The following is a 24,307-nucleotide window of genomic DNA, read 5'->3' as shown; positions in this document are numbered from 1 at the left end:
GACCACGACTCAGCGTTGCCCGGCGAAGAACGACCGGAGCAGCGGATACCACGCTCCGAAGACGGCCCCGAACAGTAACAGGGCGTAGAAACTCCCCCAGTGGTGGAACGGTACCGGATACGCGTCGCCGGTGACGAAACCGAACGCGAACGGGGCCGCGTAGGCGACGACGGTGGCCCAGAGCAGGGCACCGTAGGAAAGCCCCAGGCAGGCACAGAGGAACGGGCTTCGATAGCTCTCCGCGAGGGGGCGTGGGACGCGTCGCCCCCGCGACAATCGGGTGACGATCGCGACGAACGGCCCGCCCGCGACGAGACTGTGACAGAAGACCAGGGTCCACTCGTTTACCACTCCCTCGAGCCCGTAGACGCCGGCCACCGTCCGGAGGTTACCCGTCGCGTGTAACGCGCCACCGAGGGCCGCCCCGGCAATCAGAGCGGCCGCCACCGTGGTGAGGAGAGTCACCGGCGACGGACTGTCCCTCCTGCGTGACTGTCCATAAGCCATTAACGAATATCTCAGCCACATTTATAAATATCTATCTGACTTCTAGACGAATGTCTAGTTTTCAGAGAGTCTCGGTGCTAATCGGTCGAGGCAGCGTGATATCGACGGTGGAATCGAGGTCACCGCGGCGTCTCCGCCCCCCATTTTTCGAGGGCCGTCGCCAGCTCCGGGTGATCGTCGGCGTACGCCTCGAGATCGTCGCCGGCCATCGACGCCTCGACCGATTGTCGGAGCGCCTTCGCACCGGCGTTCGTGCCGTCGGGGTGGCCGTGGATCCCGCCGCCGGCCTGTACGATGATGTCGGTTCCAAGCGCCTCGAGCAGTTGATCTACCACGCCGGGATGGAGCCCGCCCGAGGCGACCGGGAGGACGGGATTCAGGCCGTGACAGTCTCCCGTGAGCCAGGCGTTGATCCCCGGCGTATCCTCGTTCGCGAGTTTGCCTAACCCCGCAGTGCCGGTGTGGATGTGGTCGACGCCGCAGAGCCGGGCGATCTGGGCGATGACCCGCATCGAGACGCCGTGGTGGTCGAGCCGGTCGAAGGCCGCGTGCATCGCGCGGTGGGCGTGAATCGCCAGCCCGTGGTCCTCGCAGCGCTCGCGGACGCTCTGGACGGCCGCCCAACCACAGGTGATCACGTCGACCATGACGAAGCCGCCGCCGTGTTCGGCGACGCGGTCGACCCGCTCGAGCATCGCGTTCGTCTCCGCGGTCACGTTCACCAGGTAGTCCTTTCGCTCGCCCGTATCCTCCTGGGCGCGGTCGCGGGCCGCGAGGCTCTCCGCGAGTCGGTCTTCGAACGGATTGAACGCCTGGTCGGTGAGGTTCTCGTCGTCTTTCAGCAGGTCGACCCCGCCGCGCCAGGCGTCCTCGCCGATCCGGGCGTGAGCGTCGGTCGAAAGGCCGACTTTTGGTTTCGGTACCGTCGCCAGCACCGGCCGCTCGCCGGCGTCGAGCTTTTCGCGGGCGACGCTCGTGCCGAACTGCGGCCCCGGGAAGCCGCGGACGATCGATTCGGGCCAGTGGCAGTCCTCGAGGCGGATCGAGTCGACGGCCTTCATCCCGAGGATGTTGCCGGCGATGCACGAGAGGATCTGGGGGATGCTGCCGGCCTCGAACAGTTCGGGCGGGTAGGCGACGGTTACGTCGCTTCCGTCGATCCCGCAGGCCACCGCGCCGAGGTCGGTGAGTTCGTTCTCGTCGACGTGCAGAGCCGCCCACGTCCCGTTCGAAGACTCCGAGGCGACGCGGCTCGCCGCGGCCTCCATCGACATGTCCGCGGCGGGTTCGATCACGAACTCGCAGACGAGTTCCGAATCGGCGGGTTGGTACGCGAGGTCCAGAAAGTCGTCGTACTCGATCCCAGTCATGGTAACAGACCACGTTCAATGCGTTGACTCATAGCGTTTATCCCGGCACTCACTCCATGTATCTCGCCGCGGATCCACGCACCGAACCTGTCTCGAGCCGTGATTTTCCCGAACGAGGTCCGAGACATCGATTCGGTGTATGTTTGTCAACTATCGTGTCCCTCACCACCCCCCGACGGCCATCACACTAATACGTCATCAATTTCATCTATCGGGACTGAAAAAATTCCAAAAATTAAAGTCATGTGATAATCCACTAGGAGTGAACGGGTTCATGACAGATAGTACGACAGACACCAGTTCGGGTGACGGCGCGTTCGATGTGGGCTCGAGCGTCGACGAACTCTTCGGAGACCTCGAGACCGACGACTGGGGGGCCGGTAGTCGGACGGCGGACGACGAGGCCGGCGAACGGGAGGAGCCCGACGATGTCGAAGACCAGACGGCGGCCGCCGTCTTCGAACAGCTGCAGGCCGACACCGACGACGAGGACGGCGCCGACGACGTGCTTGCCGACGAGAGCCCGGAAGACATCATCGCGAGCGCGGACGAACCGGATCCCGAGCCCGAGGCGCCGGTCGACGACGACCTGCTAGCCGACGATGACGAGCTCGCGGATCTCCTGTTGACCGGCCGCACGAAAGAACAGGAGTTCCTCTGGGTCGAGACGGACGACTCGAGCGACGCCGATGAGCCGAGCGAAACCGATGCCGTCGACGACGCCGACGAGACCACCGAGACGGACGGCGAGACCGATGCGGACCTCGAGGCGCCGGCCGAGGAACCCGGCGCAGACGACCCCGCTGACGAGACCGAAGCCGACGCCGACGCCGACGAACCCGAGGACGAACTCGTCGAGCGGCTCTTCGGCGACGAGGACGCGCCCGATTTCGACCCCGACGCCGGTTCGGCGCCCGATACCGAGACAGAGAGCGACTCACCGTCGAACTCGAGCATCGCCGTTTCGACTCGGAACGGCGCGACGAATTCGGACGGCGAGACCGACGCAGACGACGCTGCGGCCGAGGATACGAACGACGACGGTGCGACCGAAGACGAGAACGAGAGCGACGAGTCGTCGGGCTTCTTCGGTCGGCTTCTGCCGTTCGTCGGCTGATCCACCCGTCTCCCCGTCAGCACCGACAAGACGATCGTGGCGTGTCGGCCCGCACTCTCACCCCCGCCGGACGCCGATCGACGCTGCTGTTCTCTCTCGACCGTGGACGGCTTACGAATCGGGATGCCACTCGAGTCCGCGTCGTCGGACCGTGTACGCCCGCTCGCCACACGCCGGGCAGTCCGTGCCACCGTCGGGGCCGTCTGCCCGCTCCGGAATCGTGTGTTCGTCCCCGCAGGCGTCGCACTCGAGCCAGACCGGCATACGACACGATACGAAGCGAGGCCGCATGACAGTACTGCGGGAGAGTGACGGGTCGATACGGGAGTCGACGACGGCAGGAACCGGTGGCGTCTGCCCTGCGTTCTCAGCCCGGCGCTCCACGCGAAAAAGAACCGTGTCAGCCCGCGGCTCCGATCACGGACCGACGCGAGTGCCAGACGACTGCGTTAGCCGAGGAACTCCTCGATGTGGTCGGCGACTTCCTCGGGCGTGTCGCCGACGGGGACGCCGGCGTCGTTCAGCGCCGAAATCTTGCTCTCCGCGGTGCCGGTACCGGAGCCGGAGACGATCGCGCCGGCGTGACCCATCCGCTTGCCCGGCGGCGCCGTTCGGCCGGCGATGAAGCCGGCGACCGGCGTGTCGACGTAGTCGTCGATGAACGCGGCCGCTTCCTCCTCGTCCTCGCCGCCGATCTCGCCGCACATGACGATCGCGTCGGTGTCGGGATCGTCCTCGAACAGCTCGAGGGCGTCGACGAAGTCGGTCCCGATAATCGGGTCACCGCCGATGCCGATGGCGGTGGTCTGGCCGATGCCGCGGTTGGTCAGGCTGTCGACGACCTGGTAGGTCAGGGTGCCCGACCGGGAGACGAGGCCGACGTTCCCCTCCGAGAAGATGTTGCCGGGGAGAATGCCCAGTTTGGCCTCGCCGGGCGTAATGAGACCGGGACAGTTCGGTCCGATGAGTCGGGTGTCGGTCTCGGAGAGACGTTTGTTGACCCGCGCCATGTCCTGGGTCGGGATCCCCTCCGTGATCGCGACAGCGAGATCCAGATCGGAGTCGAGCGATTCGAAGATCGCGTCGCCGGCGAAGGCCGGCGGGACGAAGATGACCGACGTATCGGCGTTCTCCTCGTCGACAGCTTCGTGGACCGTGTCGTAGACGGGGACGCCGCTGACCTCCTGGCCGCCCTTGCCAGGGACCGCGCCGGCAACGACGTTGGTGCCGTACTCCATCATCTGTTCGGCGTGGAACTTGCCTTCTCCGCCGGTGATGCCCTGTACCACGACGCGCGTGTCGTCGTCGACTAGTACACTCATGCTTCCACCTCCCCAGCGTACTCGACGGCACGCTGAACCGCGTCCTCGAGGGTCTGTTCGACCGTCACGAGGTCCTCGTTCAGAATCTCCATGCCTTCCTCCCAGTTCGTCCCGGCCAATCGGACGACGACCGGTTTGGGGATCTCGTCGAACTGCTCGAGCGCCTCGTTGATCCCGCGAGCGACCTCGTCGCCGCGCGTGATCCCGCCGAAGATGTTGAAGACGACGCTATCGACGTTGTCGTCGGAGAACACCATGTCGAGCGCGTTCGCGATACGGGCGGCCTTCGCACCGCCACCCACGTCGAGGAAGTTGGCGGGCTGGCCGCCGTAGTAGTCGACGAGGTCGAGCGTCGTCATCACGAGACCGGCACCGTTGCCGATGATGCCGACGTTACCGTCCAGCCGGACGTAGTCGAAGCCGTACTCGTCGGCCTTCTGCTCGAGTTCGTCGCCGCCCGCCGCTTCCTCCTCCATCTCGGCGAGTTCGGGCTGGCGGAACAACGCGTCCTCGTCGATGTTCATCACGGCGTCGGCCGCGATGACCTCGTCGTCGCTGGTGACCATCAGCGGGTTGATCTCGGCGTCGGCGCCGTCCTTGTCGTCCCAGAGCTGGTAGAGCGTGGTGAGAACGCTCGAGACGTCGCGCGCGACCGACTGGTCGACGCCGGCGTCGTAGACGGCCTTGCGGGCCTGGTAGGGATGCATTCCGAAGGAGGGGTCGATGTGTTCCCGGGCGATCGCGTCGGGGTCCTCCTCGGCGACCTCCTCGATGTTGACCCCGCCCTTGGTCGAGACCATCGCGACGGGCTTGCCCTCGCCGCGGTCCATCGTGATCCCGACGTAGAGTTCGTTCACGAAGTCGACGGCCTCCTCGACGAGGACCCGGTCCACGTGGTACCCCTTCAGGTCCATTCCGAGGATGGATTCGGCCGCTTCGCGGGCCTCGTCCTCGTTCTCGACCAGCTTGATCCCGCCGGCCTTCCCGCGGCCGCCGACCTGTACCTGCGCCTTGACCGCTACCGGATACCCGATCTCCTCGGCCGCGGCGACGACGCCGTCGACGTCGTCCGCGAGCTGGGAATCCGGCGTCGGCACCCCGGCATCGGCGAAGACCTGCTTCGCCTGGTACTCGTGTAATTTCATACCATTCGAACGGCCGTTCCGGCCTTGCTTAAATCCTGCCAGTTTCCACTCGCCACGGGAATTCCATCGACGTGTATCAACGACACCGGGTCAGCAGCCGCCGTACCGTTTCCGCTTCGGCCTTCTTTGTGTGGATCTTCAACTGAAGCCGGACGGGACGCAACCACACGTTCGGACTCGAGCGCGAACGGTCGTCACGAGTGGGGGATTTTCCAGATCGACTCCGGTTCGTCAACTGTGCTCGAGCCTCTCTTCTCGCTCTACTCGTTCCTGTTTGGTCGAACGTCTAACGACAGCTGCACCGCCAGTACCGGCCCGGATAGTGGGACCAACACAGCATTCAAACCCTGTCTGTCCCTAGCTCTCACACGAGGCCATCCCCGTGACGAACCAAGCTACGACGCACCGCACGCCGGCGTGGGCGTCGTCGATAGCGGCCGTCCTCCGGTTTCTGGTCCACAGCAACCTCTTCATTTCGCTGTCGACGGTCAGCGTCGTCGTCACGACGGTTCGGCTCGCCGAGTTCCCGCTCGAGCCCCTGCCGCTGTTCATCGTCTTCGCGGTCACGATGTTCGTCTACACCGTCAACCGGTTCACCGACCTCGAGGAGGACGAGCAGAACGTCCCGCGGCGGGCGGCATTTACGAAGCGATACGGGCGGCTCTGGCTGGCGGCGGGCGTCGCCCTCTACGTCGCCGCGATCGCGATCGCCGTCGCGCTTGGGCTGCCGGGCGCGGTGTACATGTTTCTCCCGCTCGCAGTGGTCCTCCTGTACTCCGTCGGCGGCGTCAAGCGGGTCTTCCTCGTGAAGAACCTCGTGGTCGGCTTCGCCTGGGGCGCGATCCCGCTTGGCGTCGGCTACTACTACGATCGGCTCGCGTCCGTCGAGATCCTGTTCCTGTTCGCGTACGTGACGGTGATGATCACCATCGCCGCGGTGATCTTCGACGTGAAGGACATCGAGGGCGATCGCGCGGAGAACATTCCGACCGTCCCCAACCTGTTCGGCCCGCGAGCGACCCGACTCGCCTCGCTCGTCGCCACCGTCGCGGTCGCCGCCGCGGTCGTCGTCCTCGTCGCGAGCGGCATCGTTCCGACCGAGTTCCTCGTCGTCCTCGCGATGAACGCCTACGTCTGCGCCTACATCCCCTTCGCGACCCCCGACCGCGGCCCGCTGTACTACGGCTTCGTCGTCGACGGCGAACACGTCTTTCTCGCTGCCGTCGTCCTCGCACTCGAGTGGCTGGTCTGGTGACCGACCTTCCGAAATCCCCACGTCCGTCGACGGACACGCGCGATCGCCGTTCGCCGAGATGCACCGCTTTTGCCCACGTCGGAACGGCGACAGCTCCGTCACTGACCACGTTCATTTGCTCTTGAACGTTTCTTCGGGCGGGATGTACGGTCCGATCGATACCGTGTACAGCGACACCGTCGCCACTCGCACCAGGGAGGCGACCAACACCGCCAGCGGTGAGAGGATCACCCCTGTCGCGGCCACGACCGCGATCGGCATGAACGACGGATCGATCGCCGTCGGCAGGTCCGAAGCGGCGGTATAGGTCTGCGAGAGGAAGTACGTCACGAGTATCGCCGGGACGCCGGTGTAGATCAACCGTCGAGAGAGCATAGCGAGTTCCTGTTGCAGGACGAGCGTCTTGAAGAACTGCCGCATCGTCGCGGTGGCCTTCAGCAGTTCGAAGACATCGTCGAGGGCCTCAACGGCCTCGTCGGAGAGGTCCTCGCCGTACTTGCTCCGGAACTTCCGCGTCGTCTGGAGGTGGTCCGCATAGTCGGTCCCGAGCGTGATCAGCAGCACCTCGAACGGATCGTCGAGGTCGTCCGCCGTCGAAAGGTGGTCGCCGTAGTCGGTGATCGCCGACGCGTACGTCTCGAGGCCGTCTCTGCCGTCGAGTCCACCGGCTGACCGTTCGACTTCGCGGCGGAAGTCTCCGACGCACCGCGTCAGAGTCTCGGCGATGAGACCGATGAACGCACTGGGTTCGTTCGGGCTCACGTGAACCCCCGCGATCTCCTCGACGGTACGCCGATAGTCGAGGGTCCCCTCGAGCTGGTCCGAGAGACTCCCCGCCGAGCCGAACAGTCGCGAGAGGATGAGCTGGTTGATCGACAGCGCGACCGTCAGCAGCGTCAGCAGTCCGGACAGCAGCCCGCTCGAGAGCGCGGTCGAGAGGTTGCTGCCGGACCTGACGTAGACGAGTCCGAACTCGATCGTCAGCGCCGCCGAGAGAACGAAGAACAGTGACAGTACGGCGGCGACGCCGAGGCGATTTCCCGTGATGAGGAGCCACCGGGTCACTGGGTTGTCACTGTCCGTGGCCCACGACGAGCTCATTGCACTCTCGTTACTCCACGACGGGGGTTAAATTGTCGCCGAGCAATGCCAGCGTTCGGAGCGTTACGCCTGTATAGCAGCGGCTGTCGGCCGCAATCGGCACTCGAGCGGGCGCGATCAGTCGCGGTCGGCCTCGCTCCAGTCGCAGTCCTGGCACTTCCAGCCGGTGACGAGTTCGGTGACCGACGGCATGTACACCACCTTCAAAACGTTCCCGCCACAGTCCGGACACGCCTCGTCGGCCTCCTCGATCGAGTCGACTTCCATCACCGAATCGCCTTCGACCAGCTCGGCGAGCTTTTCGGCCGTGACCATTCGTCCCTGAACGACGCGATTCTCGCTCACACTCGCAGTACCGGATGCGATGCCCTAAGCGTTTCCTGAATCGGACGCGCCGCTGGTAGACGCGTGGCTCGAGAGCCCGTCGACGATGAAAAGTCGGGTCCGGCCCGACGAACCGGGACCGGAGAGTGGCGTTCGCCGTGCAGTGTGTGATCGATGTCCGACCACCTCCCCCATCCGGCGACTGTGAGCGCCACGGCGTCGTGCGGTTGCCGTTTCACCACCTACCGCATGGTCACTGCCGCCCCGAGATGATATCAGTGTATCCCGCACACGGTGTGCACGGTATGCACACCTGGTGACCGGCAGCCGTCAGCCGTAGTCGCCGATCGGGGTCGATCGCCGCTTGATCGCCTCGAATCGGTCGATCGCCCACTCACGCACATCGTCGTCGGTCGTCTCGAGGAGCGCCGTCGGCATGCCGCTATCGTTGTGGACGCCGATCTGGACGGCGTCGTCGATGACCCCCAGGAAGAACGAAATCTCGTCCTCGACGACCGACAGAGAGACCCCGTCGTCGTCGGCGATCGTCGCAAACTCGTCCGCGACCGAGGGTTCCGTTTGTAGGGTTTCGGCGACCGATGTCGTCGCGATCACGTCGAACGTCGCCCCCGCGTCGATCGAGCCGCGGGACGACTCGAGCGAGTTCGCGCCAGTCGCCGGTAACAGCATTCTGACGTGGTCCACGTCGGTCAGGCTGTCCGCGTGGTAGTTGACCGGCGCGTACGGGTTGGCCGTCGTGGCTTCGATCACCGTCGCGTCGACCAGTCGTTCGATATCGAATCCGAATTCGGTCGCCGGCAGCCGTTCGAGGACCGGCCGCAGTCGGTCCGCCGCGCCGACTCGTTCGAGGGCCGTCGACACGCCGGCGGCAGCGAGCGATCCCGCCGGCGTGATCTCGTAACGACGGTCGCGTTCGCGGATCAGACCACGTTCGATGAGTCCCGTCAGGTTCCGTTGCAGCGTGGTCCGGACGACGTCGACCTCGTCCTGCAGGGTGTCCCTCGAGACGGGGTCCCCATCGCGGAGCGTTTCGAGGATCCGGATTCTGCACGGCGACCGCGTTACGAACTCGAGCGTCTCGATCGCGTCGCGTCCCCACTCACTCATCCAGTTTGAAATGTCCGGGCGCCGCTACTTTATCTCATCGGCCCCTGTCCCGCAGTGGCAACGCGTGGGGCGGCTTCGCGACTGCGACCTGACCGGCCTGTGTTTGCGGGCACAACCGTATAACCCGTTAGCCACGAACGATCGTCCATGGAGACGCGATGGGCGACCGTCGACGGCGTCACCCTCGAGCTACCCGCGGACAGTACCGTCTGCGAACTCAGAGACGCTCTCTACAAACCCGACGACGCGGTCCTGATCGGGGTAACGGGTGACCTCGTCTCGGTCGTCCACGACGAAGACCGACCCCTCTCGGAACTGGTCGCCGGCTGTGCGGATACCTACTACTTCCGTCGGCCGGACGAACCCGAGCGAAACGAGGTGCTGGCAGCGCCGGAACTCGAGGCGGCGCTTTCGGGGCCGTCCGACGAACGAAGCGGAGCCGAGACTACGTTCCAGCGACCGGGGATCGACCACTGAGAATCAGCGTTCGACGATCTCGACCGGATCGTCGACGCGAAGCGTTCCGCCCCGATCGCGCTCGGCAACGCGCGCGATGAGCATGACCGTGTAGTAATGGTCGAACGCGTCCGCGTCGGCCCACTCGGGGAACGTTTCCTCGCGCTTCGTGATGAACCGTTCCCGGAACTCCGGTGTCGGCTCGCCGGTGTCGGGATCGCGCTGGGGAACGACGCAGCGACCGCAGGGAGTCACCCCTTCGAGTCGAACGTCGCCGATTTCGAACGCGGCCGCATCCGTTCCGACGAACCGATCCTCCCAGAAGGGTTCGACGCCGCTCACTTCGACGTTCGCCCGCAGCCGTCGCCGCGCGCCGTCGACGGTCAGTTCGTCGAACCACGAGGCGACGGTCTCGAGCGTCGCCGTGCTGATCACCGACGGTCCCATCTCGCGCCGGTCAACGAATCCGAGCGCTGTATCGCGCTCGAGTGCTAGCTCCGCGTCGAAGAACTCGCTGAACCAGTTCTCGGCGGCCGCGCGGTCGGCCTCGAGATCGAACCGCCGATACTCGCCGTCGGGCGTCTCGACCGCGAGCTCGCCGGTGTCGGGATCGAATTCGGTGTCGAGTTCGTGGACGCGATCGGTCCGTTTGCCGTTGACGACCTCTCCGTCGGCGTCGAACAGGGCGAACTCCCTGTCGTGAGCGATCGTCCCCCCCTCGAGTATCGCGGCCGTCTCGAGGTCGATGCCGTCGAGCCCCTTGATCGGATACGCCCGGAGTCGGCTGAGTCGTGCCATTGACGCTACCTACCGGTCGCCGGGGTATTAGTTTTCGTTCGAACGGAATCGGATCGGAACGACGGGTCGTCGATCGCCACCGCGCTCAATCGATCGTCACGACCGGCTCGCCGTCCTCGTCGAACTCGACGGTTATCCGGTGATCGGCGTACGTAAACCCGACGTTGCCACTCCGGAGACCGCCGGTTTCCGTGGTCGCGAAGATCGCCGTCAATGCATCGGGATCGACCGCTTCGAACAGCGGCGGTAGCTCCATCGGATCGATCCCCTCGAGCGCTGCTACCCCTGTAACGATCCGTTCTGACACCTCGTCGGTGTCGACCGCGAGGGTCTGTCCCATTGCTATCTACCGCCACACTACTCTATTAATAACTTTCGAAACGGTCGTGTCTTATGGATATCATAAGCGGTTATCGAGGGCCTGTATCGATGACGTGCGACGGCGCGGACGCCTATTCGGGCCGCTCGAGGGGGCGAGACGGCTGCGCAGAGCGGATCGAAAAGACGGTTCGGTAGCGGGCTGATTCAGGGAGTCGTCGGTGGCCCGTCCGGCGATACTTATTCGTCGTCCTCGACAGCGTCGCCGGTTTCGGTCTCGTTGCCGGCGCTCGTTCCATCACCGTCGCCGGCCGACTGGGGGAAGTATCCGCGTGCGTCGACGTCTAACCGTGCGAGGCTCGGTGCCGCGGCCTCGGGATCCTGCAGGAAGGTCCCGTACGCGAAGTTGGCGACGTAGAGCGTCGTCGCCGTCTCCTCGGTCGTGCCGAAGTGAACGTCAGCGGGGAAATCGAGCGGCGAACCGCTGACGACAGTCTGGATCGCTCCGTCGCTCGTCACGCGAGAAATTTTGTTCTGAGAGTTCACCGCGACGTACACGCTCCCGTCCTGATCGATCGTCATCCCGTCCGCACCGACCAGTGCCTGGTCCTGTACGATCTGCTCGAGTTGTCCGGCACTTCCGTCCTCGTTGACGGGGACCCGAATGACCGAGCCCGCGTTGAGGTTGTCGACGTAGACGCCGCCGTCCGGGTGGGCCGCCAGCCCGTCCGCGCCGACCGGCGTCTGGGCCTCCATACTCGGCTCCAGCAACGGATCCTCGACCCAGACCTCGGCCTGCCCGTCGGTCGTCACCCGCCAGATCGCGCCGGCCAGGTGATCGGAGACGAGCAACGCGTCCGACGTTGTCGGGTCCGGTATGATCCCGTTCGGCGTCGAGTCCTCGGGCGACAGCGCCGCGACCCGTTCGGACTCGCCGCTCTCCGGGTCGACGCGCCAGATACCGTGCGTCTCTGGCTGGCCGGACGCGTTTGCGACGTAGAGGACGCTGTCGAGAATCGTTACCCCGAGCAAGAGCCCCTGTTCGCCGGTTTCGATCGTCGCAACGGACGACTGGTTCCCCTGCGAGTCGATCGCCAGAATCTGGCCCGCCGGGCCCATACTCCCGTAGACCGTTCCTCCGTCGTCGATCGCGAGGTTCTCGGGCAGTGCCGGCGGTTCGAACTCGGTCACGATCTCGAGGCTCTTCGCTGCTCCAGCGTCCTGTCGCCCGAGGACGCCACTCGGAATTCCGGCGAGCGCGCCGGCCGCGGCGACCCCTCTCAGGAGCGAGCGTCTGGATGGGCGGCCTCGAGCATCGCGACCCCCTCCCCGGCGGTTTGTGCTATCGTTTGTCATAGTCGACGGCGGAGACACCATCCGAAATCGGGTAAAGGACGCAGATCGTTTCCCGCCAAATCGACCTGTTACCGATCGTTGCACGGTGACAAATTCGTGTTAGAAGTATTTCACGAGTGATTATCGCCGGCCAGGACGGTGACGGTGCAATTCGGGCCTGTACGGGCTCGATTGCCGGTGGAAGCGAGGTCCCGGTCGAGTGCGAACGGAGGCTACCGCTGCTTTATGATGCTCGGCGGGGTACGATTTCGCCGATGGACGTTCGGACGTTTCCGGTCCTGACCGACGAGGACGAGGCGCTCGTCGAACGGCTGTCGGTGGGGACCGGCGAGAACGCGGCCCGCGTCCTCGCGTATCTGCTGTGTCGACTGGGCGATCCCGATCTGGACGACGCGGCGACCCGGACGGCCGTCCACATCGGCGCGGGGGTGAGCAAGAACGCGGCGGCAGCGGCGCTCGACGAACTGGTCGCCGCGGAACTGATCGCCGAGACGACGGCGTCGACCGCCGACCCCGGTCGGCCGCCGAAAGCCTGGCACGCGGTCGCACCCCAGTCCGAAACCATCCGCCGGACGTACGCGCGCCACGCCGAGCGCCTGCTCGAGCAAGGCGAGCGCACCGCGGCGATCCTCGAGACGGGACCGTCCGAGTCCACAGCCACCGACGGCCGTGATTCGGCGAGCGAAGCGCACGCCGAACGGCCAAGCGCCGAGCGATCGGACCACGGGCGCGTCTCCGTCGCGCTCAACTGGCGTTCGAACGCGCTCCACCTCCCCCTGTTCGCCGCGCGGTCGGCCGACGAGAGCGACGTCTCGCTCACGTTCGACGAGTACGACGGGTCGCGCGCGGCCACGAACGCCGTCGCGTCGGGAGACTGTGACGTCGGCCTCGCCGGCGCGGCGACGATCCTTCGAGAACGAGCACGGGGCCAGCCGATCGTCCCGATCGCGGTCTGCTTCCAGCGCTCGATGGTCGTCCTCTACACGACGCGGGCGGCCTTCGGCGGCCCGTTCGAGCGACTCGAGCAACTGGAGGGCCGACGCGTCGGAATGCGGACGGGCACCGAAACGGAACTGCTCGGTCTGCTGCTCCTCGAGCAGGCCGGGATCCGCGAGAGCGTCAACCTCGTCGACGTCGGCGGTGAAGAACGATCGGCGCTGGAGACGGGGGAGGTCGACGCCGTAACGGGGATGGTCCCGGACCCGGATCGGCTCGACCTCGCCGAGCAGCACGTCGAGGTCGTCGCCGTCTCGGACGCGTACCCCGCGTACGGACCGGCATTGATCACGGCCGAGGAGACGCTTCGCCAGCGACGCCAGCGCGTCGCGTCGTTTCTCGTCGCGACGATGGCCGGCTGGGCGAACGCGGTTCGCGCGACGGAGGCGGCCGCGAGCGAGTTCGCGACCGAGACGGACGAGTCCCCCGACCAGATCGCGCGGACGTTCGAGGCGGCGGTCGATCGGTTCGGCGGCGACGCGGTCCGGCGGCGAGGATGGGGGTGGCACTCGCCGGACGACTGGCGGAACCTCCGTGATGCACTCGCACAGGGCGGGATCGTCGCCGACGGCTGACGCGCTTACCCCTCTCGGACGGACAGTTCCTCGCCGCCGCTCGGCTCGGTGAACTCGAGTTCGATCTCGAGTTCACGTTCGCGCTGCTGGGAGAACTCGATCTCGACCTCGACCGGGTCGCTGTAGTCGAAGGGAATCTCCCACTCGGAGGCGGAGATCGTGAACGACCCGCCCTCGAGTTGGTCGGCGAGATCGTGGAGGAAGGCCGCGGTTTCCTCGCTCGAGAGGTAGACCTCCTGCTCGAAGAACCCGCTCGTGATCGTCCGGCGGTCGCTGGTTCGATCGTCGGGAACGTTGACGCGGTCACCCATGCGTATCAGTGCCACACCGGTGCCGATAAAGCTGCGTTCACGGAACGCGATACGTCCGCCGATCGCCGAGCGTCCTGTTTCCGTGCCCGTCGGCGAAATTCGTCACTCCTGAGACGACCGTGGTGAAAATCGGCGAAACCCTTCTTGAGCCGGACCGCAAACCCGACCCTCATGAGCCTCATCGATGCCCTGGGAAACGGAACGCGGCTGGAAATTCTCAGGGAACTCTCGCGGGAGCCGATGTACGTGTCGGAACTCGCGGAGGCCGTCGGTATGGACGGCAAGACCGCCGTCCACCACCTCTCGACGCTCGAGGAGGAGGGGCTGGTCACCCATTACAGACGGGGAAACCGGAAGTACTACGAGCTCGATGCGGCGATCGAGTTGCGGATCGCCCCGCCACCGGAGCGGACGTTCGTGCTACAGGCCGACGACCTCGAGGAGTCGGACGACGGATAGGTCGGATCGACTCGCTGGCGACTCTCGAGTCGTCCGTGTGAACCGCCACGGGCGCGGTGGCCCGTGGCTTCCCGTGGGTTAGTCGGACACTCCCGCGACACCATCGGCGTGGTGGCCTGTAGCGGTGTCGTGGGTCACGGTCGGGGCGTCCACGGCCCCCGATGCCTGCCGTCGCACCGTCCGAACAACGGGAAGGCTGTTGAGAGCAGGCACATTCCAATCCTGATGCTTCTTGATGCCTTTCACGGCGATGTTGACGCTTGCACCACGGTCGCTATGGTCTTGATGCCCGCACGACTGACATTTGAACCGCTTCTCGTTGCGGTTCGCTCGCTCGGCGTGCCCGCACAGCGGACACCGCTGACTCGTCTTGTACGGGTCAATCCATCCAGTCGGGATACCCTCGAACGACGCCTTGTACGACGTATAGTATTGGAGGGCGCGGGTGGAGTTGGAAGTCCAGCGTCTTGACGAGAGCCGGTTCGTTGGTCATTCTTCGTCTTGTTCGGTGGGTTCTGAGGTGCGGACGACTTTCACGTCAGCTCCACGCCAGCGTTTGGGAACGGTGACGTGGGCGCTGTTCCCGAACGGCTTGACCTCGCCGTCGAGAACTTCTTCGCCGTCGATTTCAAAGCGGTTCGCCATACCGGGATATATCCTTTGGATATACTTAAGCGCGGTGGATTGTCGGGGATAGTGTCGGGCTTCACCCCCGCGCACGGTGGCGCGGGGCACTCGCCCTTGCTAACTAATGTAGAACTCGCCCACGACGTGCGTGTATAGATTTCCCATGAACGCCCCTCCCCAGCCTGTTAGCTATATGGCAGTGGTTATCATGCATCAGCCACATGGTTCGATCTCGCATCGGGACCGCCGTTCGCCGACCGTCTCGGCGTCTCCTCGTCGTGCTGTTCGTCGCGATGCTCGTCGTCTCGATTCTCACCGTGCCAGCCCTCGCTCAGGGTGACGGCGACGGTACTGTGGAGGGTGAAGCTGCCGAAAGCGAAGGCGGGCTCGAGGGACTCATCGAGGGCTTCGTCGAGGGCCAGGGGCTGGTGGGTGCGGTACTCGTCATCGTGTTGGGGGCTCTCATTCTCACGGTCTGTGTCGAGAAGTTAATCAGCTACCTCACCCGCGCAGCGTTCGGACTGAAAGTGTCGCTATTCGCGCTCGCGATCGTGTTCACGGGATTCGAGTTCGACGACACGGTGCTCGCACTCGTCCTGTCGGCCGGCGATTTAGAGGGTGCGGCTCTCGGGACGGCGCTCGGAACCGGACTGGCGATCATCGGGGTGACGCTCGCGCTCGCCGCGATCATCAGGCCGTTCCCGGTCGATTTGCCGACCGATTACGTCGTCCTGTTCGCGCTGGCGCCGCTTCTCCTGATCCCGTTTGCCCTCGCCGGAACGCTGACGCTCGTTCACGGCCTCCTGTTGTTCGGTTTCTTCGTCCTGTCGTTCGGCTACGTCATAGTTCGCGAATCCCAGCGCGAAACGCCGGTCTTCCGGAACACCGAACTCGGCGAAGAGATACAGGCCGATGGTGGGATGGCGGACGGCGGGATCGCAGTCCCGGCGTCGCTCTCCGAGATTCCCGAGGACCGCTTCGCCGACGGGCGCGCCGGGTGGCTCTGGCTCGGCCTCGCCGTCCTCGCGCTGGTCGGCATCGTCTTCGCGTCGATGCTACTCGAGGCGGGTTCGGAGGCCGTCGTCACCGGTTTCGGTATCGACGAGACCGTCTTCGGTGCGACCGTCCTCACGGTGATCCTCACCTTCGAGGACGTGATGCTCACGATCGAGCCGGTTCGACGCGGCGTCCCCGAAATCGGCGTCGGCAACGTCATCGGGAGCGTCCTCTTTTCGGTGACCGGCAACGTCGGCGTGATCATGCTCCTGAGCGATCTCACGGTCTCCCGGTCCGTGCTGGTGTTTCACCTCCCGTCTGTGATCGTCGTGACGGCGCTCGCTGCCTACTTCCTCTCTGAAGGGGAGTTAAAGCGGTGGCACGGCGTGGTGCTCGGGGGCTGTTACGTCGTCTATTGGGTCGTCGCGATCGTCGTCTTCGGCGGCGTCCCCATCGGCGGCTAACGCCCGCTCGACGTGACAACAGTCGGGAATTAAGTACGTTGCCGGGGTAGCTCGCGGACATGGTCGGTCCGAGTTCGCCGCTCGTGCTCGCCGGCGTGTTCCTCGTCGGCGTCGTGCTGGTGATCTGGTGCGTCGAAGTCTTCATCGAGGCGGTCGCCCAGAGCGCCGTCTCGCTCGGGATCTCGGGCTTCTTCCTCGCGGTCGTGCTGGCCGGGGTCGACCTCGAGAACGCGGTCCTCGGCGTGACCGCGGCAGTCGTCGATCTGCCGGGGCTCGCACTCGGCACCGTCTTCGGGGAGTCCCTGTTCGTCCTCACCGTCGCGGTCGGGCTCGCGGGACTCCTCGTGCCGTTCCGGATGGACGTTCCACGCGCGTACCTGCTCCTGCTCGTGCTCGCGCCCCTCCCGGCGTTGGCGCTCTCGGTGAGCGGGACGATCGACCTCCTCGAGGGCGTCGCCCTCGTCGTCCTGTTCGTCCCACTGCTGGGCTTCATTTTCTGGTACGAGCGCCGCACCGAAACCACGTATCTGCTCTCCGACGAGGTCCAGGAGGTCGTCGATCTCGAGGCCGAACCGGGTGCGGACCCGACCGCGGAGGCGACCGACGGCGGCGAGGGGGCAGGCCGGCCGGCGCGAGAGGGTGGTCCAGATCTCGACCTCGACCTCGATCTCGACGAGTTCGTCCCCTCGCTCGAGGGCCGAAGCGGCTACGTCACCCTCGGCGTCGCCGTGCTCGCGGCGGTCGGAATGACGATCGGCTCCGGCCTGACGGTGTACAGCGCCGAGGGGATCTTCGTTGCCTTCGGCATCTCGGGGCTCGCCTTCGGCGCGACGGTGCTGAGCTTCATCGCCTCGCTCGAGGAACTCGCCCTCACCGTCGAACCCGTCCGTCAGGGGCGACCGGAACTCGCCGTCGGAAACGTCGTCGGGAGCACGGTGTTCTACATGACGGCCAACGTCGGGCTCATCGCGTTGCTCCACCCCGTCGCCACCGGCGGCGACGTGCTGACGCTTCACTGGCCGTTCTTCGTCGGTAGTCTGCTCGTCGTCTCGATCCTGCTCGAGCGGGGGCGCGTCACGCGGATCGGCGGCGTCGTCCTGCTCGGCTGGTACATCGCCTACTGGGTCGCGAACTACCTGTAGCTCGGTCGCGAGTGGGTCTCGGCGAGACGAAGCGCCGCCGTCCACCGCCGGACTGCGTTCGATTCCCGGGAGGTGAGGACGGAGACGGTGGACGTGTGTGAGATATTATCTGCCGAAAAAGGGGGTTAGGAGACGATAAGTGCGTATTGGTCATGTGAAATTCTGATAAGTCGATCTTGAGCGGGGAACGATCGAGACGGTTTATTGCTCGATATCGGCACTATGCTACCCGGTACGCAGGGTGACTCGGATCGATATCCGGCGCGGCGTACCGAGAGATCATGACACGAAACGACGACGACAAATCGGCGATTTCGAGGCGAAACGTTCTCCGGTCGTCCGCGGCGCTTTCCGTTGCAGGGCTCGCGCTGCCGGGGGCGGCTCAAGAGGAGCCCCTCCCCAACGAGATCAGGATCGGCGGGCGGATCAGCGGCTGGATCGGTATGCAACCGGAGGCGATCGCGGAGGAACGGAATCCCACCCTCACCCTCGTACAGGGTGAAACCTATACGCTCACCTGGGAGAACCTCGATGGCGCGGGGCACAACTTCAACATCGAGAGCGAAGACGGCGACGAACAGTTCGTCTCCACGGAGATCGTCGCGGGAACCGGCACGACCCAGACGGTCGAGTTCACCGCTCAGGAAGGGATGGCAGAGTACTACTGCGGCCCGCACCCGGTCTCCATGCGCGGTGACATCGAGTTCGCCGAGGAGGGGGCCGACGGCGGGGCTACGGCCGAACAGCCCGGACAGTACATCGGCGAGGGGCCGACCGTCGGCCTCGAGACGGTCGCTCAAGACCCGCTGACAACGCCGACGAGCCTGACGGTGGCCGACGAGGACGCCGATCGACGGTTCATCACCGATCAGACGGGCCAGATCTACGTTCACGGCCCGGACGGGCTCCAGGAAGAGCCGTTCCTCGACGTCTCGGACCGCCTCGTCGAGTTCATGGATTTCGACGAGCGCGGCCTGCTCGGGCTCGCGTTCCATCCCGACTTTTCCGAAAACGGGCGGTTCTATATCCGATATAGTGCGCCGTTGCAGGACGACATGCCCGAGGACTACGATCACACGTTCGTCCTCGCGGAGTTCCAGACTGCGGGCGACGACAACGCGACCGCCGATCCCGAGTCGGAGCGCCGACTCCTCGAGCTGCCGGAGCCCCAGTTCAACCACAACTCCGGTGCGCTGGCCTTCGGTCCGGACGGCTACCTCCACGTCGGCACCGGCGACGGCGGCGCGGCCAACGACGTCGGCCTCGGCCACGTCTCGGATTGGTACGAAGACAACGAGGGCGGCAACGGTCAGGACACCGAGGAGAACCTCCTCGGCGGGATCCTGCGGATCGACGTTGATGGGGAGTCGGAGGGGCGACCGTACGGCGTCCCCGACGACAACCCGCTCGTCGATATGGAGGGCCAGCTCCCCGAATACTACGCCTGGGGCTTTCGCAACCCCTGGGGAATGTCGTTCACCTCGGGCGGCGAGCTCCTCGCCGCGGACGTCGGCCAGAATCTGATCGAGAGCGTCAACCACGTGCAGGCCGGCGGCAACTACAGCTGGAACGTCAAGGAAGGGACCTACTGCTTCAGCACGGAGTCGCCGAATACGCCACCGGACGAGTGTCCGGAGACCACCCCCGACGACGTTCGGGGCGGCGAGGAACTACTCGATCCGGTGCTCGAGTATCCCCACGAACTCGGGGTCATCCAGTCACCGACCGACGCCGCTGGAAACGGCGGCAACGGCGGAAACACCACTGCCAACGAGACCGATACCGGCGGTAACGCTACGGCCAATATGACCGAAGACGGCGGAAACGCCACCGCTAACACGACCGATGCCGGCGGAAATACCACCGGCAACGCGACCGAGAACGGTGGCGCTGGCGGCGAAACCGCGGCCGGCGGAACGCGCCAGGGCGGCGGCGTCGTCGGCGATCAGATCGGTGTCTCGATCATCGGCGGCTACCTCTACGAAGGCGGCCAGATCGGCGAACTCGAGGGCGCGTACGTCTTCGGCGACTGGAGCCTCGACGGCGAGAGTCCGGGTACCGTCTTTCTGGCTCGCCCGCCGGAGAACTGGCAGGACGCCGGTGGGGGCGGTCTCGAGGACATGTTCCTCGAGCCGCCGACGGAGGAAGACGGCGGCAACGAGACAGGTGGTAACGAGACCGCCGGCAACGAGACGGGCGGCGGTGGCGAGGGACTTCACCCGACCGGAGAGGGCAGAGTGAACGACGGCGGGGAGGAGGAATCCGCAGGCCTGTGGCCGATCGCCCAGATACAGCTCCAGGGCGAAGCCGCCCAGGACGGGAGACCGAACGGCTTCGTGTACGCCTTCGGCGAGGGTGCCGACGGCGAGATATACGTTCTCACCACGTCCACTGCGACGGTCGAAGGCGACGGCGCGGTCCACCGGCTCGTGCCCGCCGACGGCGAAGACGGAGCCGGTGGCGATATGGCAGGCGACGACGCTGGTGGGGGCAACGAGACCGCGGCCGGCAACGAAACGGACGGATAGCTCGACGACTCCCGTCCTCTCGAGTCGTCCCGTCCCGACGTACCGACCGCTGTTCGCGGCTTCCTGTTTTCGACGCGAAAAAACTCCGTCGGCGATCCGGTTCAGCGGCGTTACTCCTGCAGCGAGTAGACGGCGATCGTGTTGCCTTCTTCCTCGACCTGGTTGCCGCCGCCGCCGGTGATCGCGACGTACTGTTTCCCTTCGTTCGGGTCGTACCAGCTGATCGGTGCGCCGTCGACGCCGTGATTGCCGACCACGTTGGTCGATAGGCGTTCGCCCGACTCGGTGTCGAAGGCGTGGAGGTAGCCGCCGGGACCGCCGGCCAAGGTCACGCCCGTTGCGGTCGTCAGCGAGCCGCCCCACGGCGGCCCGACTCGCCAGCTGAACCAGTTCTGCCACTTCACCTCGCCGGTGAGCGGATCGATACCGGCGATCACGCCGGCGTTCTGGTTCCACTCCTCGACCGGTTCGTCGGCGAACTGCGTCCCTTCTTCCTCTTCTTCCTCCTCCTCTTCTTCTCCTTCGTCTCCCGCTTCCTCGTGGAGATCGCCGCCGTCCGTCTCGTTACCGGCAGTCTCGTTACCGGCAGTCTCGTTGCCGACGGTTTCGTTGCCGATGGTCTCGTTGCCCATGGCCGTTTCGTTACCGGCGGTCTCGTTGCCGACCTCGTCGCCCTCGCGCTGTTCGCCCTCTTCCACCTCTTCGCCGGTCACTTGCTCCTCTTCCTCCTCGACGTTGACCGGCTCCGTCCGGCGCACGGTGTCCATCCCGATGTAGATCTCGCCTGGCTGGTACTCCGTTTCGAACCAGGAGAACTTGATCGGGTAGTTGGTCCCCTTGACGACCAGCGTCTGCGTCTCGGGGTCGTACGCGCTCGGCTGGGGATTCGTGCCGCCGATGAGGTCCGGCATGATCCAGGGCGCGCTGTCGAGGTCGTCGTAGGGCGGGAGGTTGAACGTGTTGAGGTGCTGGACGAACTCGTCGCTGCGCTGTTCGAGTTGGCCGGTCTCCATGTCGACCGTGTACACCCAGCCGGTCTTGCCGGGCCAGGTCGCGAAGTTCTTCGTCTCGCCGTCGACCTCCGCCTCGAAAACGACCGGCGGGCTCGGCGAGTCGTAGTCCCACCAGTCGTGGGGCGAGTCCTGATGGTGCCACTGGTACTCGCCGTCCTCGGCGTTGACCGCGACTTTCCCGCAGGAGTAGGGGTTCCAGCCCGGCCGCACGGTGCCGTACCACGGCCCCGGGTTCGCCGACGGAATGACGACCGATCCCGAATCGGGCTCGAGCGCCCCCGACGCCCAGGCGGTCGCGCCGCCGTGTTGCCAGGACTCGCCGACCCACTCGTGGGGCGGCGTCATGTTGACGCGCCACTGCGGACTGCCGTCCTCGAGGCTGATGCCGTCGAAGAAGCCGCTGACGCCGAACTCGCCGCCGAAGCTGCCCTTCATCAGCATGCCGTTATAGATCAGCGGCGGGAACGAGGACGTGGTCCCGCGGGAGCGTTCCCACTTCAGTTCCTCGTGCATGAGGTCGTCGGCGACCTCGCCGCGGTAGGCAGCTGCGCCGTTGTAGTACCACTGCTCCTCGCCGGTGTAGCGGTCGATCGCGATGACGCCCAGATCGAGCGTGCTCTTGTAGACCGTGTCACCGAGGACCGCGGCCCCCCGCTCGGCCGGTGGTGTCGTGTCGGACGCGCCGACGAGAGGTCGATAGAAGTGTCGCCAGAGGATCTCGCCTGACCGGGCGTTGATCGCGTACAGCAGATCCGGCCCGACCGTGACGTACATGATCGGCGGATCGCCGTCGACGAGGATCGGCGACCCCTGGAAGTCGTTCGGATGGTCCGCGACCTCGAGTCGATACTCGGTCTCGAGATCGCCGACGTTCTCCGGCGTGATGACGTCGGCGGTCGTGTGGCGCTGGGACTGGTACGAACCGCCCATAATGAGCCAGTTCTCGGGGTTCTCGCCCGTTTCGGCGAGGTCCTGTTCGGTGACGTCTACTTCGGGGATCTGATCCGTGTCGCCCTGTCTGACGATCGATTCGCCCGGTTTTTCGTTCCACGGTGCGTCTTCCGGTAGTTCGATGAGGTGGGATTCGTAGGTCATTGCTGGTCACCCTCGTTAGTCGCTCGCCGGAGTCCTCGGCGCCCGCTTCTCGTCCGTGATCCGGACGACGTCGCCGATCAGGAACTCCTGGGCGATGATCATGAGCGCGGTGCTGGCGGTCGTCAGCGTCGTGAGATGGTCGTCGGCGATGTCGCCGGCCGCGAGGTCGCGCGCGGCCGACGCCAGCAGGTAGTACCCGCCGAGCATCGACTTGACGTCCCAGAGCCCGCGGTCGATCATCTCGCCGGTGATCAGCGGTTCGCGCTGCCAGAGGAAGTGATCGAGCCCATCGATCCACAGCAGTGACCCTTCGGCCGCCCGCTGGTGCAGCGGCGCGACGTACTCGTGGACGACGCCGTCGTCGACAGCGTCCGCCGGCGGATAGGCCGGCGTCTTCATCCACCACGAGAGTTGCTCGCGCGCGTTGACGATGTTCACCACCAGCGCCGTCTGTTCCTGCTCGGAGAACCCGACCTCCGACAGCGTCGCCGGCAAGGCGTTGATGTGCAACAGCTGTCGCGTCGTCTGCTCGATGTGGTCGGCCGTGAACGCCGGCAGGTTCGCCTCAGCACTCGCGAAGAAACCCACCTCCGACAGGTGATCGTTGATCGCCCACGCCGCCGTCGTCAGTTCCTGGTAGGCCGACGCGTCCTGTTCGGGCACACCCATCGCCTCGAGCTCCGAGAGCATTCCGAAGCTCCCCTCGAGCGCCGCCAACTGCTCGGTTAGCAGCGCCTCGTCGAGCGTCCCGGTCAAGCCCTCCTGGACCGCCTGCCCCATTTCGGCGAGGCCCTCGGTCGCGCCGCTCGAGACCTCCGTCCGGAGATCGTCGAGCGTTGCACCGGCGACGGCACCGCCGGCGACGACGCCGAGCGCCTTCAGGAACTCGCGACGGTTCTCGTCGCTGACCTCCCCGTAACTGTATCGTTCTTCTGGGTTGATACCGTATGCCATGACACTTGTTGGCCAACAACATTATCGCCATTAGCAGTTCCCACAGTTGCAGTGTTTAGCGCGTATTTCTTCGTCAGCTCGATCCCGCCCGACCAATCAATACTAGGTGTAGAATGTGGTGCGAATGCATAATATCTAGTTAGAACAGCTCTCGATCGTTCAACAGAACGTTTCGATCGAATTCGCCGCCCTGTGTCGTTCCGCGGGTTTACCGGCCGGAAGTCAGTTATCGGTCTTCGACGCAGCGAAGAGCGTCTGATCGTCTGGTTCCGAACGACCGAATGCCGTTCGACCACAGCGCGACGTTCAAAGAGACGGTGTGTGCCACTCGAGGAGAGGCCCTCGAACGGCCGACTGCGATGGAGCGCGGTTCGCTCCTCGTGAGACTCGTCCGGACGACCGCTTCGGACGCGCGACAGCGGCAAGTTCTGGGCACGCACTATGGATACCGTCGTGGAGGAGGCGATCCGCCCGGAGCCGCGGCCCTGCGGGTCGGGTGCCTAATCAGAACTTGGAGCGCCGATCGATTCGCTGAGTGGCTTTAGCCGTCGATTTGTCTCGCGGAACGGTGACGGAATTTCATCGGCTCTCGTACCGATGTCACGGACGCGGTGCCGCAGACTGAATGCTGAGCGAGGAGGGAGCACGATTCAACGTCAGCGACGAACGAAAATACCACCGAGGAATCGTCCGACGAAACGAGAGGCGACTCGCTCGGTTTCGAGCGGCGACCGCTACTGAAGGCACTCGGGGCCAGCGCCGCGCTCTCGCTAGGAAACGGCACCGTCGGAGCGTCCGGCGACGGGGCCGGAACGGAAGACGGCGGCCATGAAGGGGACGGAACTACCGGCCGATCCCTCGGCCGGCTGTACGGATACGCGACGCCGGACGCCGACGCGGACCCGTCGAGTCTCGAACCGGAGAGAACTCCGCTATCGACCCGGCTAGCG

23 protein-coding genes and 1 pseudogene are annotated in these 24,307 nt (G+C 65.4%); 8 read left to right on the top strand and 16 right to left on the bottom strand.

The genetic code is table 11. The annotated features are described in order from the left end of the window. Nucleotides 1–9 precede the first annotated feature (9 nt). Nucleotides 10–465: a hypothetical protein gene (locus NDO75_RS07295; protein ID WP_310905494.1), complete on the bottom strand. Its 456-nt coding sequence runs from the start codon at nt 463–465 to the stop codon at nt 10–12. 161 nt (nt 466–626) lie between these two features. Then, nucleotides 627–1,877 (bottom strand): type III ribulose-bisphosphate carboxylase, encoded by a 1,251-nt coding sequence (gene rbcL, locus NDO75_RS07290; RefSeq protein WP_310905493.1) that lies wholly within the window; start codon nt 1,875–1,877, stop codon nt 627–629. Nucleotides 1,878–2,151: 274 nt separating this feature from the next. Here rbcL and NDO75_RS07285 point away from each other — a divergent pair, with 274 nt between their 5' ends. Next, nucleotides 2,152–2,994: a hypothetical protein gene (locus NDO75_RS07285; protein WP_310905492.1), complete on the top strand. Its 843-nt coding sequence runs from the start codon at nt 2,152–2,154 to the stop codon at nt 2,992–2,994. A 111-nt stretch (nt 2,995–3,105) separates the two neighbouring features. On the opposite strand, the gene NDO75_RS07280 is transcribed toward NDO75_RS07285, so the two are convergent. The 3 genes from NDO75_RS07280 to sucC form a co-directional block, all read right to left on the bottom strand. Further along, complete coding sequence (locus NDO75_RS07280) at nt 3,106–3,258, bottom strand: hypothetical protein (protein WP_310905491.1); 153 nt, start codon at nt 3,256–3,258, stop codon at nt 3,106–3,108. A 185-nt stretch (nt 3,259–3,443) separates the two neighbouring features. Beyond that, on the bottom strand, nt 3,444–4,316 hold the full coding sequence (sucD, locus tag NDO75_RS07275) for a succinate--CoA ligase subunit alpha (protein ID WP_310905490.1): 873 nt from the start codon (nt 4,314–4,316) through the stop codon (nt 3,444–3,446). Then, nucleotides 4,313–5,461 carry an ADP-forming succinate--CoA ligase subunit beta gene (gene sucC, locus NDO75_RS07270; RefSeq protein ID WP_310905489.1) on the bottom strand — a complete coding sequence of 383 codons (1,149 nt, stop codon included), beginning with the start codon at nt 5,459–5,461 and terminating at the stop codon, nt 4,313–4,315. The genes sucD and sucC overlap by 4 nt, the downstream gene beginning before the upstream one ends. A gap of 382 nt (nt 5,462–5,843) precedes the next feature. Between sucC and NDO75_RS07265 the strand changes: the two genes are divergently transcribed. After that, nucleotides 5,844–6,716: a UbiA family prenyltransferase gene (locus tag NDO75_RS07265; protein WP_310905488.1), complete on the top strand. Its 873-nt coding sequence runs from the start codon at nt 5,844–5,846 to the stop codon at nt 6,714–6,716. Between the two features lie 111 nt (nt 6,717–6,827). Here the strand turns inward: NDO75_RS07265 and NDO75_RS07260 are convergent, their stop codons facing one another. The 3 genes from NDO75_RS07260 to NDO75_RS07250 all read right to left on the bottom strand — a co-directional run bounded on the left by NDO75_RS07260 (nt 6,828) and on the right by NDO75_RS07250 (nt 9,269). Further along, entirely contained in the window at nt 6,828–7,817 is a 990-nt protein-coding gene (locus NDO75_RS07260) for a hypothetical protein (protein WP_310905487.1), read from the bottom strand. Between the two features lie 117 nt (nt 7,818–7,934). Continuing rightward, entirely contained in the window at nt 7,935–8,162 is a 228-nt protein-coding gene (locus NDO75_RS07255; protein ID WP_310905486.1) for a DUF5795 family protein, read from the bottom strand. Between the two features lie 309 nt (nt 8,163–8,471). Next, the gene (locus tag NDO75_RS07250; protein WP_310905485.1) at nt 8,472–9,269 is read right to left on the bottom strand and encodes a transcriptional regulator; all 798 of its coding nucleotides are present in this window, start codon (nt 9,267–9,269) and stop codon (nt 8,472–8,474) included. Between the two features lie 147 nt (nt 9,270–9,416). On the opposite strand from NDO75_RS07250, the gene NDO75_RS07245 reads away from it, so the two are divergent. Continuing rightward, nucleotides 9,417–9,746 (top strand): hypothetical protein, encoded by a 330-nt coding sequence (locus NDO75_RS07245; RefSeq protein WP_310905484.1) that lies wholly within the window; start codon nt 9,417–9,419, stop codon nt 9,744–9,746. Between the two features lie 3 nt (nt 9,747–9,749). Here the strand turns inward: NDO75_RS07245 and NDO75_RS07240 are convergent, their stop codons facing one another. From NDO75_RS07240 to NDO75_RS07230, 3 genes are all read right to left on the bottom strand, one after another. Beyond that, nucleotides 9,750–10,523, bottom strand: a complete 774-nt coding sequence (locus tag NDO75_RS07240; protein ID WP_310905483.1) for an MOSC N-terminal beta barrel domain-containing protein — start codon at nt 10,521–10,523, stop codon at nt 9,750–9,752. Between the two features lie 85 nt (nt 10,524–10,608). After that, nucleotides 10,609–10,863 (bottom strand): HalOD1 output domain-containing protein, encoded by a 255-nt coding sequence (locus NDO75_RS07235; protein ID WP_310905482.1) that lies wholly within the window; start codon nt 10,861–10,863, stop codon nt 10,609–10,611. Nucleotides 10,864–11,081: 218 nt separating this feature from the next. Continuing rightward, nucleotides 11,082–12,197 (bottom strand): SMP-30/gluconolactonase/LRE family protein, encoded by a 1,116-nt coding sequence (locus tag NDO75_RS07230; RefSeq protein WP_310905481.1) that lies wholly within the window; start codon nt 12,195–12,197, stop codon nt 11,082–11,084. A gap of 254 nt (nt 12,198–12,451) precedes the next feature. Between NDO75_RS07230 and NDO75_RS07225 the strand changes: the two genes are divergently transcribed. Next, nucleotides 12,452–13,768 (top strand): ABC transporter substrate-binding protein, encoded by a 1,317-nt coding sequence (locus NDO75_RS07225; protein ID WP_310905480.1) that lies wholly within the window; start codon nt 12,452–12,454, stop codon nt 13,766–13,768. 5 nt (nt 13,769–13,773) lie between these two features. Here the strand turns inward: NDO75_RS07225 and NDO75_RS07220 are convergent, their stop codons facing one another. Continuing rightward, a complete protein-coding gene (locus tag NDO75_RS07220) occupies nt 13,774–14,079 on the bottom strand; it encodes an amphi-Trp domain-containing protein (RefSeq protein ID WP_310905479.1) in 306 nt (101 codons plus the stop codon). Nucleotides 14,080–14,250: 171 nt separating this feature from the next. Between NDO75_RS07220 and NDO75_RS07215 the strand changes: the two genes are divergently transcribed. Next, nucleotides 14,251–14,538, top strand: coding sequence for a winged helix-turn-helix domain-containing protein (locus NDO75_RS07215; RefSeq protein ID WP_310905478.1), 288 nt, complete (start codon nt 14,251–14,253; stop codon nt 14,536–14,538). A 78-nt stretch (nt 14,539–14,616) separates the two neighbouring features. Here NDO75_RS07215 and NDO75_RS07210 read toward each other — a convergent pair. Next, nucleotides 14,617–14,982 (bottom strand): annotated as a pseudogene (locus NDO75_RS07210) (zinc ribbon domain-containing protein); the annotation flags it as partial. 45 nt (nt 14,983–15,027) lie between these two features. After that, nucleotides 15,028–15,183 carry a DUF2080 family transposase-associated protein gene (locus NDO75_RS07205; protein WP_007540613.1) on the bottom strand — a complete coding sequence of 52 codons (156 nt, stop codon included), beginning with the start codon at nt 15,181–15,183 and terminating at the stop codon, nt 15,028–15,030. 203 nt (nt 15,184–15,386) lie between these two features. Here NDO75_RS07205 and NDO75_RS07200 point away from each other — a divergent pair, with 203 nt between their 5' ends. From NDO75_RS07200 to NDO75_RS07190, 3 genes are all read left to right on the top strand, one after another. Then, complete coding sequence (locus NDO75_RS07200) at nt 15,387–16,625, top strand: sodium:proton exchanger (RefSeq protein ID WP_310905477.1); 1,239 nt, start codon at nt 15,387–15,389, stop codon at nt 16,623–16,625. Nucleotides 16,626–16,684: 59 nt separating this feature from the next. Further along, entirely contained in the window at nt 16,685–17,767 is a 1,083-nt protein-coding gene (locus tag NDO75_RS07195; protein ID WP_310905476.1) for a sodium:calcium antiporter, read from the top strand. A 281-nt stretch (nt 17,768–18,048) separates the two neighbouring features. Further along, the gene (locus NDO75_RS07190; protein WP_310905475.1) at nt 18,049–20,295 is read left to right on the top strand and encodes a PQQ-dependent sugar dehydrogenase; all 2,247 of its coding nucleotides are present in this window, start codon (nt 18,049–18,051) and stop codon (nt 20,293–20,295) included. A 110-nt stretch (nt 20,296–20,405) separates the two neighbouring features. Here the strand turns inward: NDO75_RS07190 and NDO75_RS07185 are convergent, their stop codons facing one another. Then, nucleotides 20,406–22,403 (bottom strand): PQQ-binding-like beta-propeller repeat protein, encoded by a 1,998-nt coding sequence (locus tag NDO75_RS07185; protein WP_310905474.1) that lies wholly within the window; start codon nt 22,401–22,403, stop codon nt 20,406–20,408. 15 nt (nt 22,404–22,418) lie between these two features. Further along, nucleotides 22,419–23,357 (bottom strand): twin-arginine translocation signal domain-containing protein, encoded by a 939-nt coding sequence (locus tag NDO75_RS07180; RefSeq protein WP_310905473.1) that lies wholly within the window; start codon nt 23,355–23,357, stop codon nt 22,419–22,421. Nucleotides 23,358–24,307 lie beyond the last annotated feature (950 nt).

The sequence above is a fragment of the Natrinema sp. 1APR25-10V2 genome (genome assembly GCF_031626495.1).
Classification (GTDB): domain Archaea; phylum Halobacteriota; class Halobacteria; order Halobacteriales; family Natrialbaceae; genus Natrinema.
This window is presented reverse-complemented; position numbering and strand designations above follow the sequence as displayed.